The organism is Yoonia sediminilitoris (assembly GCF_003058085.1).
GTDB classification, from domain to species: Bacteria; Pseudomonadota; Alphaproteobacteria; order Rhodobacterales; family Rhodobacteraceae; genus Yoonia; species Yoonia sediminilitoris.
The window spans coordinates 55,722-68,819 of sequence record NZ_QBUD01000011.1; the positions used below are offsets into that span (position 1 = coordinate 55,722).

General features: G+C 58.4%; 13 protein-coding genes. 8 read left to right on the forward strand and 5 right to left on the reverse strand.

What is annotated here, in order from left to right:
* Positions 1 to 309: 309 nt before the first annotated feature.
* Both C8N45_RS17025 and C8N45_RS17030 read right to left on the reverse strand, forming a co-directional pair.
* Entirely contained in the window at positions 310 to 987 is a 678-nt protein-coding gene (locus C8N45_RS17025) for an NUDIX hydrolase (protein ID WP_245882719.1), read from the reverse strand.
* 22 nt (positions 988 to 1,009) lie between these two features.
* Positions 1,010 to 1,399 (reverse strand): DUF983 domain-containing protein, encoded by a 390-nt coding sequence (locus tag C8N45_RS17030; RefSeq protein WP_108387463.1) that lies wholly within the window; start codon positions 1,397 to 1,399, stop codon positions 1,010 to 1,012.
* Between the two features lie 210 nt (positions 1,400 to 1,609).
* Here C8N45_RS17030 and C8N45_RS17035 point away from each other — a divergent pair, with 210 nt between their 5' ends.
* From C8N45_RS17035 to C8N45_RS17050, 4 genes are read left to right on the forward strand one after another with little or no spacing between them, the layout of a single operon-like run.
* On the forward strand, positions 1,610 to 2,089 hold the full coding sequence (locus C8N45_RS17035; protein WP_108387464.1) for an EF-hand domain-containing protein: 480 nt from the start codon (positions 1,610 to 1,612) through the stop codon (positions 2,087 to 2,089).
* Between the two features lie 50 nt (positions 2,090 to 2,139).
* Positions 2,140 to 2,748, forward strand: coding sequence for an RNA polymerase sigma factor (locus tag C8N45_RS17040; protein ID WP_375342481.1), 609 nt, complete (start codon positions 2,140 to 2,142; stop codon positions 2,746 to 2,748).
* A complete protein-coding gene (locus C8N45_RS17045; protein ID WP_245882720.1) occupies positions 2,741 to 3,103 on the forward strand; it encodes a hypothetical protein in 363 nt (120 codons plus the stop codon). Before C8N45_RS17040 ends, C8N45_RS17045 begins: the two co-directional genes overlap by 8 nt.
* On the forward strand, positions 3,096 to 3,581 hold the full coding sequence (locus C8N45_RS17050) for a periplasmic heavy metal sensor (RefSeq protein ID WP_108387466.1): 486 nt from the start codon (positions 3,096 to 3,098) through the stop codon (positions 3,579 to 3,581). Before C8N45_RS17045 ends, C8N45_RS17050 begins: the two co-directional genes overlap by 8 nt.
* Here the strand turns inward: C8N45_RS17050 and C8N45_RS17055 are convergent.
* A complete protein-coding gene (locus C8N45_RS17055) occupies positions 3,570 to 4,961 on the reverse strand; it encodes a diguanylate cyclase (RefSeq protein WP_108387467.1) in 1,392 nt (463 codons plus the stop codon). The genes C8N45_RS17050 and C8N45_RS17055 overlap by 12 nt on opposite strands.
* Positions 4,962 to 5,056: 95 nt before the next feature.
* On the opposite strand from C8N45_RS17055, the gene C8N45_RS17060 reads away from it, so the two are divergent.
* On the forward strand, positions 5,057 to 5,335 hold the full coding sequence (locus C8N45_RS17060; RefSeq protein ID WP_108387468.1) for a DUF3572 domain-containing protein: 279 nt from the start codon (positions 5,057 to 5,059) through the stop codon (positions 5,333 to 5,335).
* Here the strand turns inward: C8N45_RS17060 and C8N45_RS17065 are convergent.
* Positions 5,332 to 8,520, reverse strand: a complete 3,189-nt coding sequence (locus tag C8N45_RS17065) for a 2Fe-2S iron-sulfur cluster-binding protein (protein WP_108387469.1) — start codon at positions 8,518 to 8,520, stop codon at positions 5,332 to 5,334. The genes C8N45_RS17060 and C8N45_RS17065 overlap by 4 nt on opposite strands.
* 53 nt (positions 8,521 to 8,573) lie before the next feature.
* Here C8N45_RS17065 and C8N45_RS17070 point away from each other — a divergent pair, with 53 nt between their 5' ends.
* Both C8N45_RS17070 and C8N45_RS17075 read left to right on the forward strand, forming a co-directional pair.
* Complete coding sequence (locus tag C8N45_RS17070) at positions 8,574 to 9,263, forward strand: HAD family hydrolase (protein WP_108387470.1); 690 nt, start codon at positions 8,574 to 8,576, stop codon at positions 9,261 to 9,263.
* A 138-nt stretch (positions 9,264 to 9,401) separates the two neighbouring features.
* Entirely contained in the window at positions 9,402 to 10,961 is a 1,560-nt protein-coding gene (locus C8N45_RS17075; RefSeq protein ID WP_108387471.1) for a trimethylamine methyltransferase family protein, read from the forward strand.
* Between the two features lie 277 nt (positions 10,962 to 11,238).
* Here the strand turns inward: C8N45_RS17075 and C8N45_RS17080 are convergent, their stop codons facing one another.
* Positions 11,239 to 12,270: a M42 family metallopeptidase gene (locus tag C8N45_RS17080; RefSeq protein ID WP_108387472.1), complete on the reverse strand. Its 1,032-nt coding sequence runs from the start codon at positions 12,268 to 12,270 to the stop codon at positions 11,239 to 11,241.
* A gap of 304 nt (positions 12,271 to 12,574) precedes the next feature.
* Here C8N45_RS17080 and C8N45_RS17085 point away from each other — a divergent pair, with 304 nt between their 5' ends.
* Entirely contained in the window at positions 12,575 to 13,078 is a 504-nt protein-coding gene (locus C8N45_RS17085) for a type III secretion system chaperone family protein (RefSeq protein ID WP_108387473.1), read from the forward strand.
* The last annotated feature ends 20 nt before the right edge of the window (positions 13,079 to 13,098 follow it).

Here is a 13,098-nt window from a genome sequence, read left to right on the forward strand (position 1 = left end):
TTCGATTGAGAGATTGCGCGAGGCATTGAAGGACGCCATGCATCAATTCGCGTCGGCAAAACACGCCGAGGTGGAAGTGCAGGCGCAGACAGAGGTATTGATGTGTGTTGCCAATGACGTTGCGATTAATGGTATGCGGCCCAAACGTTCACGGATGCTGCGCCTTATCCGGCAATTGTCACCGCGGGTTGATCCCGATCAGAACGCGATAGATGTCCATGCGCTGGACCGCGCCTGCGTGGAATTGCATGAATATTGCCATGCCTTTTCAAGAGAACTGAAATCCAAGGCAACAACCTTGCACGAGCTCTATTGCGGCGTCAGCCCGCCAATGCGGGCGACCGCATGCGCTTCGTCGTCGTTGCGAAAGAACGGAACGGTTGAAGACGGCTCCCCCCGTTTGATGCGGGTTTCCAGTTCGGCCATCACGATTTGGGTGATGAAGGGCAGATCGAATTGGCGCGCCTGTGACAGTGGAATCCACTGCACGTGCGACAACTCATCCGACGCGTGGCGAAAATCATCAGGCTTGGTCGTCAGCGCGTCGGCGTAGGTCAGGAAAAAGCGCGCATCAAAGCGGCGTGGGCGCCCCACTGGCGTGACCGCCCTGAAAAAGAACTCAAGCGCTGACCCATTGGGATGGTGCCCGGTTGCTGCAAAACTGGCCCAGTTTGGCGATGGGTTCTTCCATTTTCCGGGCACACCGATCACCTGGCCGGTTTCCTCCCATAACTCGCGGATCGCGGCAGCGGCAAGCGTATTGGGGTCTAGCTCGCTTTCTTCCACCAATCGGGTCCGGGCCAATGTGCCGGGCGGCACCATGGGGACGTCTTTGTCTTCGGGGTCTACTGCGCCACCGGGGAAGACAAACTTGCCCGGCATGAATGCCGCTTTCTTCCCCCGTTGGCCCATGAGCACCGATGGCTTTGTGTCAGGGTCCCGCAGCACGATAATCGTTGCCGCGTCACGAAGACTTGTCTTGTCCAAGCTGTCACCCCTCTTGTCAGGATCAGGCGTTATGTCCAAACCCGTGCATGCGTTTGGCCCATTGAATGGCCACGATCATCCCTTTGAGCCTTGGCAGAAGGTAAAGCGACAAGGCGACCGCGCCAACCCCAAGGATTGCGGCCATCAGCAACGGCTCTGGCCGGAACTGGGCCCACATGAAATGCATTGCAAAGCCGATGACATGCGCCACCAGCAAGATGGTCAGATAGGCCGGGCCGTCATCTGCTCGGTGATGATACAGCTCCTCTTGACAGGACGGGCAGGTTTTCGAAACAGACAGGTAGCCATCAAACAGCGCACCGTCGCCGCAGTTAGGACAGCAGCGCCTGATGCCGCGCCACATGGCGGGCTTTAGCTGTCGCGTATCGTTGATGATTTGTGCGTCTGACATAGCGGTGACTCCGAGTCTGGTGATTGTCACATGGGCTATCTGGCCCCATTTTGAAAGAGTTTCCTTCGAATTTGCGGCATCCTGTCACCCGGTCACGCGGCAGGCGCAGAAATTTTTGGGGGTTTTTGCGACGGAATATGGGCGTTGCCGCGTTGAATGAGGGTCAGCAGCGAAACAGCGCTGCCAATACAGAGGTAAGGAGCCACGACAATGAAAAAGACAATCCTGACGGCGACAGTTCTGACCGTTCTGACCATGACTGCGGCCACAGCAGATCAGCGGCACAACGGGCTGGATTTCGCAGCACTTGATGGGAACGGCGACGGTGCCATCAGCCTGTCAGAACTACAGGCCCGGCAGACCGCCCGTTTCAGCGATGCGGACAGTGACGGCGATGGCGCCCTGTCTATCGATGAACTGACAGCCTCTGTCAGTCAACAAGCGCAAGAACGCCATGCCTCGCGCGTGGCCAGGATGATTGAACGTCTCGACGAAAACGGTGACGGCCTGTTGCAGGAAGCGGAACTTGCCGCGCGTGGCAGTGAGCGGATGGAACGGATGTTCGAGCGCGCTGATTCTGACGATGACGGTTTGGTAACAGAATCTGAATTCGCAGACTTGCGTGACCGTCGCGGTGGTGATCGCGGCAAACGGCATGATGGCGGACGTGGCGGGCGTCACGGCGGATAGGCCGGCAGCAGGGGTGCCTTGGCATCCCTTATTGTTGCCAAGGATCGGTGATGCCAGTAGCAATGCGTCAAATGAAAGCGTCCATGCATCATGTCTGCGGTATCGATGATGGCGCGCTTCTCGTTGCCTTTGCCAATGGTGACAAGGATGCCGCACGCGATTTGGCGAACAGGGTGCTGCCACGCGTTCTGGGGCAGGCGACGCGGATGTTGTCGGATCGGACCGAGGCAGAAGACGTCGCGCAGGACGCCATGATGCGGCTTTGGAAAGTCGCGTCGGAATGGCGTCAGGGCGAGGCCAAAGTCAGCACCTGGTTGTACCGCGTCGTCGCCAATCTTTGCATTGACCGTTTGCGCAAGAGGCGTGATCGGGTGGCGCTGGATCAGGTTGCAGAACCTGCGGATGGGGCCCCGAGTGCGGGCGCGCAAATGCAGACAGATGCTCGTATGCGGGCACTGTCGGATGCGCTGGCGCAATTGCCTGATCGGCAAGCACAGGCGGTCGCGCTGCGTCATCTGGAAGGGCTGTCCAATCCACAGATTGCACAGATCATGGACATCAGCGTGCGGTCAGTGGAAAGTCTGACCGCACGCGGGAAACGGGCCTTGGCTGATATTCTGGCGGGGCGAAAGGCAGAATTGGGGTACGATGATGACTGACCCGAAAGATGATGTGCTGGACGATCTGTTCGCGCAGGCACGCGCGACGCCGCCACAGGTTGGTGCAGATCTGATGGGGCGGGTGTTGGCCGATGCCGATCAGACGCAGGCGCAGGCGGGACCGCAGGCCGCACCTATTGCAAGGCAGGGCTATCTGGTGCGCATCATGGAGAGTCTGGGTGGCTGGTCTGCTGTTGGTGGTCTGACCGCGGCTACGCTGATCGGGGTCTGGATCGGCGCCGCACCTCCGGAGGTTCTGGACGATGTCGCAGCGGGACTATCGGGCGAGGTTTTGTCACTCACCCTGTTCGACCAAACGTCTTTTTATTTTGAGGAGGGTCTGGCTGATGGCTGATCCTGCGAAGCCAGGACCCGGTTGGGTCTGGCGCACTGTGCTGGTCGTGTCGCTGGCGCTGAACCTGCTGGTTGTTGGCGTCATTGGCGGGGCCATTGTGACAGGGCGGATCGGCGGCGATGCGCCCCGGTCGTTTGATCTGGGGTTGGGGCCATTGGCCCGGACACTGGAACGCGAAGAGCGTCGCGCCATCGGACGGACATTGCGCCGCGATCCCGATGTACGCCGCATGGGGGTGCGTGCGCAACTGGCCGCGATGGTTGCAGCCTTGCGGCAGGACCCCTTTGATCCAGATCAGCTACGGGCAATCATGGCAGAACAGAGTAACCGACTGGCGACGCTTCAGCAAAAGGCGCAGGCCGCCCTGATTGACCAGATCGCCGCGATGGACCCTGCGCGTCGCTTGCAGTTTGCAGACCGGCTCCAGCGAGAATTGGACAATCCCCGCCGGCGCGGTGACGGGCGTTCAGGCGGCTGAAAGGCTCATTGAAACGCGGTTCCGGCCCGAAGTTTTCGCAGTGTAGAGCGCTGCGTCAGCCTCGTCGTACATCTGATCCAGTTGGCATTTCTTGCCTTCACTCCGGCTTCCTATGGCGACGCCCACTGAAACAGTCAGGCGCAGAGGCGGCTGCCCTTTACCCAATTGGAACGGGCGCGCATTGACAAGACGACGCAGCCGGTCGGCGGCAACATGCGCCTGTCTCGGGGTCGTCCCGGGCAAGGCGACAAGGAATTCTTCCCCGCCGACCCGTGCAACCAGATCGATACCGCGTAGATTCTGGCGCAACCGATCGGCCATTTGCACAAGCACCTTGTCACCGGCCGTGTGCCCATAAGTGTCATTAACCGACTTGAAGTGATCAATATCCAGCATCATGATTGCCAGCTCACTCCCATCTTCATGCGTTTCTTGCGCTAGCCGGGGCAGGTGCGATTCAACGTAGCGTCGGTTGTAAAGCCCGGTCAGTGGGTCCGTCACTGCAGCATGCAGCCCGTCGCGCAAGGTAACACGCAGGCGATCATTGTGTAGCTTGCGGCGGATCAGCGCCTTGGCGCGCAATGTCAGTTCGCCCCCCGTCACACCGCAATCCACAACGTCATCAGCGCCCAAATCAAGGACCATTGCCGCGATATGGGGCTGGCCCGATGGCATGATGACCAATTGGGTCGATGACCTTGTTTCCGACCGCGACCGTAGGTCGGATACCAGCCCGAACAACTGGCCTTCGGGCAAATCAGGACTGGTACAGTCAATGACAAAAAGATCAGGTATCGCGGCAACCGCTGTTACCTTCAGTACATCACGGATCGCAATATGGCGGATGGGTTGCCGCAATCCGCCCTGCAGAAGCGTGGAGAAACCCGGTTCCATCGTCTGGGCTGGCGACAAGAGTGCGACATTAACTGCGGTCTCAAACTTTGTTGCGGCCTCTTCAAAGCCTAACACACGGCTGGTGGATTCGCGTAACAGCAACTCTTGCGTGGTACTGCGGACCCGCAAGAGGCTGCGGATACGCGCCAACAGAAATGTGTCGTTCGTCGGATGGGGCAAAACGTCGTCCGCGCCGGCATCAAGTGCAGCGAATCGCGCTCGCGCCGTATCGGCAACCCCAACCGCAATCACAGCGATCTCTGAAGTCGCTGGGCTGGATTTCAAGGCCCGGCAAAATTCGTGCCTGTCTTCGACCGGATCAGACAGGTTAATCAGAATCATGTCAGGGCGGTTTGTGGTGATAATGGCCTCTGCTTCGATCCGGCTTGAACAGGCATCCACATTGAACTGTGCCGACAGCATTTTCACCTTGAGAACGATAAGATTGGTTGCGACAGTATCGATGATGAGAATGCGACCGGACATTACGGGATCCTTCTGGAGGTAGTTTGTTCAAACTGGTTAATTCAATTTCAGGCGGAATAGTTAATAAACGGTTTCCCTTTGCGTAAGGATTTTTGATGAATCAAGAACAAGCCGAAATAATTGCGCTCACGGCGTTGGGTTGGTTGGTAAATAACGACGAGCTTTGCCCGGTCTTTTTGGGCGCAACAGGCGCGTCAATTGATGACATGCGAGAAAAGGTGAATGATATAAGTTTCTTAGGGGCGGTGCTGGATTTCATTACGATGGATGATGCGTGGGTGGTCGCATTCTGCGACAAAGAGGGCCTAGATTACGAACAACCACTTTTTGCCCGACAAGCCCTGCCGGGCGCGCAGAATGTCCACTGGACCTAAAGGTTGATTTCAAGCGTGCCGCCAGGGTCCTTTGCGCGACTCTGACATAAGATCATTGCGTCTTTTTGTTGCGCTTTGGACAACACGAAATCACGGTGTTCAACCGCGCCCGAAACAACGCCACATTTGCAGACGCCGCACAGTCCATCGGCGCATTTGACATCAACGTGCACGCCCGCCGCAATCAGCGCGTCAGATGCAGACTGGTCGGCCGCCACAGTCACCTTGCGCCCGTCGCGCAAGGCCAGCGTAAAGGGGTGGTTCTCATAGTCCGGCGTTTCGGGCACAGCGAAATACTCCAGATGCCGGGCTTCTTCGGGAAAGCCGTTCGCTGTCGCGGCATCCATCACCGCCGCCATGAAATTATCAGGTCCGCAGGTATAGATATGCGCGCCCGCCGCGTAGTGCGTGAGGTCCGCAAGGTTGGCGCGTGTTCCTTCATCGGTGATATGCAGGTGCACGTTGTTGGCCCAGGGAACAGCGGCCAGATCGTCAAGAAATCCGGCGCTGGCCCGGTTTCGGAAACTATAGTGTAGCGCGAAATTGGCTTCGATGGCGTGCAACCGATGCGCCATGGCGATCATCGGGGTAATCCCGATTCCACCGCCCATCAGCAGGGACATTGGAGCGTCTTCGTCCAGCGGGAAATGGTTGATCGGAGGAGAGATAAAAACGCGCCGTCCTTCGGTGAAAATTCGGTGCATCAGCTTTGATCCGCCGCGCCCTGCGTCTTCGCGCAGCACGGCAATCTCGTATTGGCTGCGGTCTGCGGGGTCGCCTGAAAGCGAATATTGCCGAAAGAATTCCGGGGCCACGACCACATCAATATGTGCGCCAGCTGTCGCCTGTGGCAACCGTGACCCGTCTGCGGCCGTGAATGCATATTTCGTTACCGCGTCAGTCATCTTTGTGACCTTGCTGATAACCGCGTTGATCACTGGAGCGTCACCTTGCGTGGCGGTATAGATATGCTCTGGCGGTTGCCCTGCGGCGCGACGACGCATGTGTTCAGCCGCATCAATCATGCCCTCATAGGCTGCGATCCCCGCCTCGCGGTCCATCGGTGCGGGCCATGGGTAGGGTGGCGGTGCCAGAGGCGCGGGATAGACGGCAAGTGTCTGGTCGGCGAATTGCAGATCAAGGTCGGTTTGCAGGTCGCGCTGGTTAACCGGGTGACGCGACGGGCGGTAGGCGCCGTCGTCCTCCATCTCCAGATCCCACCACCATTTCTTGACCGCATTAATGGCGCCTTTGCCAAGCCTGTCATCCAGCTTGGCCAAGGCTTTGGCCGCCTGTGGCACCGACATAGCCAGCTTGCGAAAAGGGGCTTCAGCAAACAGCCCCTCTAGATTCCACGGGCAGGTTTTCATGCAACGCCCGCACATGGCTCCGTTCTTCTGGCTGACCCGGTAGGTTGTGCATTTCTGGCTGTCGGATTTCCAAATCTCGTAGCCGTTGAACATCAGCTTTGGACCCGCCGTGATTGCCCCTGACGGGCATTCGCGCGCGCATTTGTTGCAGGCATTGCAGAACGCCTGCAGCCCGAAATCAATCGGTTTGTCGTGGGTCATTGGCATGTTGGTTGTGACCACCCCGGATTTCAGGCGCGGACCAAGGAAGGGGTTCAGGATCACCTCACCAATCCGGCTGACCTCGCCCAGACCTGACAGCAGAAGCAGAGGCGGGTGCAGCACCTCATCATCCATCACCGAATGGACGCGGGCAGTGTAGCCAAGGTTGCGCAGATGCTGGGCCAATACACCCCCAAGCAGCGAAAACCGCAAATAGGCCCGCATCGATTGTGCACAGGCGATCCAGTCGTCGCCGGACGCGCCCTCCATCGTTTCGTGCCCCTGATCGATGATCATGGAAATCGCGTTTTCGTGGTAGGGGGTGATCGGGGCACCAGCGGCGTCGTGGCTGTAATAGGTCCAGTCGGGACAGGCGGAGAGGCCCACCGCATCGACCCCGAGGAAATAGAGTGCAGCCTTGATATTTTCCGCATTGCGCTGGGTATCATGGGTGCTGTCATGGACAGGTGCCGCGTCGCCATCCTGCAACAGCACAAAGGCTCCCAATGACGGACGAAAGGCAAAGGCAGCGGCGGACTTGCGCACGTAGTTGCCGTTCTTGGTGGCCTCTTGCACGTGTTTGCCCATGTCGCCGAACAGACCGCGCGCAAACATATTGGCGCGCTTGGGGACACGCGCCACATTAGGCCGGTCGATATATGTCGTCGGCTCATCGACCCGCTTGAGCGTCTCGAACGGGTGCGGACCTTTGGCGTAGTCGCGCTTGGCAAAGGGGTCGCGGGTGCGTGCCGACTTGGCGTGTGTGCCAAGCCCGGTTTGGTAACTTGCCGGGGGTGTCTGGCCCGGCACAAGCGGCTGATCGGGTGCCAATTCAAGCGTTGTCGTGATTGCCGCCAGTCCGAAACGGTCGCCGGTGAAAGGATTGACCAAAGTACCATCCTCAAGCGTGACAAGCCCCGCTTGCATCGCAAGTGCACCCAGATCGACGTCAGACGCGGCCATCGAATGGGCGCGGGCATCATACCCCAAGGTGCGGATATAGCTGGCAAAGGTCACGGCGGTTTCCATGCCGCGCAGGCAGGCGCGCTGGTCTTGGGCGTCTTGTATCCAGTCGCTCCCGGCCTCGTCCGGTTTGGGGTCGCGGGGCATGTCATATAGAAACACGATGGCGTGCGTATGGTGGCGGCAATCCACGGGGGGCAGCGCCATGCTTTCGCGCAGGCCCGCCATAATCACGTCAATGCCGGCGGCAAGGGTTTTGGGCTGCATGGTGCGCAGTTTGTCTGCCAATCGGTCCACGTCAGGGTTGGCAACGGGGCTGTCCAGCCACGCGGCATCAGGGATCAGACAGGTGCCCACCATGCTGGCATCGCAGTAATAACCGAACGCTTTCAAGTGGTTGGCCCGATCCTGCGGATTATCAGGGATTTCGGCGATCTCGCGTTTGACCATACCGTCGCGGGTAGCATCCAGCATTGCCTGATAATCCTGCATCGCATTCACGATGCTTTGCGGATCGTCAGGCCGCCGAAACGAGATCCCTGCGAAGGTGGGCAAGCCTGACATGTCAGTGACTGGTTGACGTTTCAGCCCTTCCAGTGGAAAGGGACCCAGATGCATGGGGCGGGTTTTGTACGACCGTAACTTGAGCATACGGCAGGGTCGGACCTGCGCCGCGGACTGTCAATAACCGAAGGATCACGCGTATGATAAAAGGCATCATCTTTGACAAGGACGGCACGCTGTTCGACTTCAATGCCACTTGGGGGGCATGGACCCGCGCGATGATCACGTCAGAGTTGGGTCATGATCCCGCGCAAATGGATAGGCTGGCGGCAGCGCTTGGCTTTCGCCTGACCGACAGTAGGTTTGAGGCGGACAGTCCGGTCATCGCCAGTACCGCCGATGAGATTGCACAAATCATGCTGCCATTGGTACCGGACACAAATCATCTGGGCCTGTTGGGGCGAATGAATGCCACGGCAGCAAATGTGCCGCAAATCGAAGCCACGCCGCTAGTGCCGTTTTTTGCCCAATTGCGCGCCCTTGGTCTGAAGCTTGGCGTGGCGACCAATGATGCCGAAGCGCCCGCCCGCGCGCATCTTGGTCGGGCGGGCGTCACAGCGCATCTGGATTTCATTGCAGGCTATGACAGCGGCTACGGCGGCAAGCCGGCACCTGGGCAATTGATGGGATTTTGTGAAGTGACGGGCCTTGCACCTGCGAATTGCGTCATGGTCGGTGACAGCCTGCACGATCTCCATGCAGGGCAGGCGGCAGGGATGCGCACTGTTGGGGTGTTGACGGGGCCTGCAACGCGGGAGGAACTGGCAAATCACGCAGATGTCGTATTGGACAGCATTGCGGAACTGCCCGCGTGGATTGCGCAGTGCTGATCAATGAGGGAAAGTCGATGAGTGACTGCATATGGATCAGCGCAAAGCCGCAACGTTGTTTTCGGGCGATTTTTTGTCGGTAACTTCTCATTTTCATGCGCGCCACTCTGTCAACCTGTTGCCAAAAGGGACGGGCGCATGGATCAGGCTGGCAAACCAAGACGACGCAGCGGCGGGCGCGCAGGCAATGCGGCACGGCGTGGACAGGCCGCGATTGACCAGATGCCGTGGAAGCCGCCCGTCAACATCGACCGCCCGACAGAACCGCTGCCGACAGAGGGCGTTCAGGCCATTCACGACGGCGCGATGCGTATCCTCGAAGAGATCGGGATTGAGTTCTTAAACGACGAAGCGATTGCCCTATTCAGACAGGCGGGCTGTACTGTGAACGGGTCCAACGTGCGTATGGGCCGCGAGTGGGTAATGGAAATGCTTGGTCACGCGCCTGCCCAATTCGACATCACGCCGCGCAATCCTGATCGCAAGATCACAATTGGGGGCAAACATATCCTGTTTGGCAATGTGTCCTCACCACCCAACTACTTTGATCTTGAGATCGGCAAGAAGGTGTCAGGCAGTCGCGCGCAATGTGCGGATTTGTTGCGGCTGACGCAGTATTTCAACTGTATCCATTTCGCGGGCGGCTATCCGGTGGAACCTGTGGATGTGCACCCTTCTGTGCGCCATCTGGATGTGGTCTATGACAAGATGGTGCTGACCGACAAAGTGCCGCACGCCTATTCGCTGGGCAAAGAGCGGGTCGAGGACGTGATGGAAATGATCAAGATCGCAGGCGGTCTGACAGAGGAAGAATTCACCGCAGCCCCGCATATGTATACCAACATCAATTCGACCTCGCCGCTGAAACATGATGTGCCGATGATTGATGGCTGTCTGCGCTGCATCCGCCGCGGCCAGGCGGTGATTGTGACGCCTTTTACCCTGGCCGGAGCGATGGCGCCGGTGACAATGGCAGGTGCCGTCAGCCTGTCGATTGCAGAGGCGCTGAGTGCGATTGCCCTGTTTCAATATGTCCGCCCCGGTGCGCCTTGTGTCATCGGCACATTCACCAGCAACGTAGACATGAAATCAGGCGCGCCCGCTTTTGGCACCCCTGAATACATGCGCGCCACCCAGATGACCGGGCAGATGGCGCGGTTTTACGGGTTGCCGATGCGCGCCTCCGGTTCATGTGCCGCCAATGTCCCAGATGGGCAAGCGATGTGGGAGACGTCGAATGCGCTGTGGTCGGCGGTGCAGTCCGGTACCAACATTGTCTATCACGCTGCGGGCTGGCTGGAAGGCGGGCTGGTCGCCAGCCCCGAAAAGTTCATCATGGATTGTGAGGTCTTGCAGATGATCCAACGCTATATGGACCCTGCCATTACCGCCACCGGCCCCGATGATATCGCCATTGACGCGATCAAGGAGGTCGGCCCAAACGGCCATTTCTTTGGCATAACACATACCCAAGACCGCTATGAAGCGGCGTTCTACCAGCCGTTTCTATCAGACTGGCGCAATTTTGAGGCATGGGAAGCGGCAGGCAGCGTCTGGACCGCAGAACGCGCGCACCGGATCTTCAAAGAGATCATCGGCAGCTTCGAAGAACCGCCCATGGATGATGGCATTAAAGAGGCCTTGGGCGATTTCGTGGCAAGGCGCAAAGCCGAAGGCGGAGCGCCCACTGATTTCTAGCAACCTAGGTTCTCAGGTCGTCGGAAAAAAGAGGTTGCTGGAAATTGCCGCCTATGCGGTCTTGGATGGGATGACGCGCGGAAATGCGATGGAATATCCGGCGGCGCCCATGCAGCGGTTTCCCCCCTTTCGTGGCTTTTGCTTGCGGGTCCAAATGCCGGTTTATTGTGCCATTTCGGGCATACTTGATGGGTTCGCTGCACGTGTCGTCTGTGTTTGCGACGCGATGATGGGGCCTTGCCAAATAGACGCAGAATTCATGCGCAACGGATCGCGTTCAATATTCAGCCAGATAGGCCGATGTGATGTCCAATGCCGCCTGCAAGTCTGTTTTGTGGATCATCTCGGTGACGGTGTGGATATACCGCGTGCCGACGGTAATGCCGACGGCCCGTGCCCCTGCGGCGGCCTGTTGTGCTGCCGCCCCGTCCTGACCGCCGGAGGCCAGCATCGTGCGTTGGTAGGGGATGCCATTTTTGATCGCCAGTTGTTCGATGTCTTTCACCAAAGCCTTGTCCGCGATGAAGGAGCTGTCGCGCACATGCAGCCCGAACCCTTCGCCTTGCTTGGTTGTGGCGTCTTTTTCGGGAATGCCCGGTGTGTCGCATGATAGCGTCACGTCGATTCCAAGCCCGATGTCGGGTCGCACTGCATAGGCGGCGGTGCGCGCCCCGCGCAGCCCGACTTCTTCTTGCGTGGTGAAGGCCACGTGAATTTCCGCCCCGCGTCCCGCATCGCCCAGCTTGCGCATCACTTCGATCCCGAGCCAGCAGGCGATCCGGTTGTCCAGTGCCTTGGAGACGTATTTTTCGCCGATTTCCATGAAGGGCTCGTCCATCACCACAAAATCGCCGACCTTGACCACGTCATGCGCGGCCTTTCCCATGCCCAGATCGACAAAGAATTCGCCGACCTGTGGCACTTTCTTGCGGTCCTCGGGTGCCGAAATATGGATCGGTTTGCCGCCGGGGTTCATCACACCTTTGAAATCCCCGTCATCCGTGCAAACCAGAACCCGGCGCGAAAACAGGTTGCGCGGGTCGAAACCGCCAACCGGTTGCAGGTACAAATAGCCTTCTTTGCTGATGTGGCTCACCAGAAACCCGATTTCGTCCATGTGGCACAGCAGCATGATTTTCGGTGCATCTGCCTTGTTCGCATCGCGGCGGCAGAGCAGTGAACCAAGCGTATCAACCCGCACCTCGTCGAACATGTCTTCGACCTCGGCCGTGATCAGATCGCGGACCCGATGTTCATGCCCCGGTACGCCGGGTGTTTCGCACAGGCGTTTGAGAAGGTCAGCGTTCATGGGGCAGCTCCTGTTTTGACGTCAGTCTGTTTGGGCCGAAGATACACGGGTTGATGTGCAGCACAACTTGATTGAGGTCATGAAGTTGATCTGACGGTTCTGGCAAAAACCGACCATTTATTGTGTTTATCCACATGAATCTGCACGTGATCCAACGAGACACCCCCGAATCCTCTTTACAGGAGCGCCCACAGCCGCCACGATATGTGGTAGGGGACAAGAGTGGCGAACACTGCCCCTAGAGCAGGCAACTAGCGCTCGGGCACTGCCATGACCCGGCGCCAATGTAGCGAGGCCGGTATCAATGGCATATTCCGAGCAGTACCTGGACGGGGACGATCTTCACCCGATCGATCTAGTCGAACATATCGCAGAGCATCACGCATGGGAGTTTGATCGTATTCATGATGATCAGATTGCCATGGCAGTCGAAGGCCAGTGGCGCACCTATGCCATCACGCTGGCCTGGTCTGCCTACGACGAAACGCTGCGGTTGATCTGTACCTTTGATATGGACCCGCCCCATGATCGCAAACCGGCGTTGTTCGAGACACTCAATATCATTAATGACCGCTGCTGGGCCGGGTCATTCACCTGGTGGGATGAACAGAAACTGATGGTCTACCGCTATGGATTGATGTTGGCGGGCGATCAGGTTGCAGGCCCTGATCAGGTGGATACGATGATATCTGCTGCCGTGAATGCATGTGAGCAGTATTATCCTGCCATCCAGCTTGTCACCTGGGCCGATCAAACCCCGAAGTCAGCCGTCGAGACAGCGATTGGCGGCGCATACGGGCGCGCGTGATCTTTTTCAGCAGGGATGGG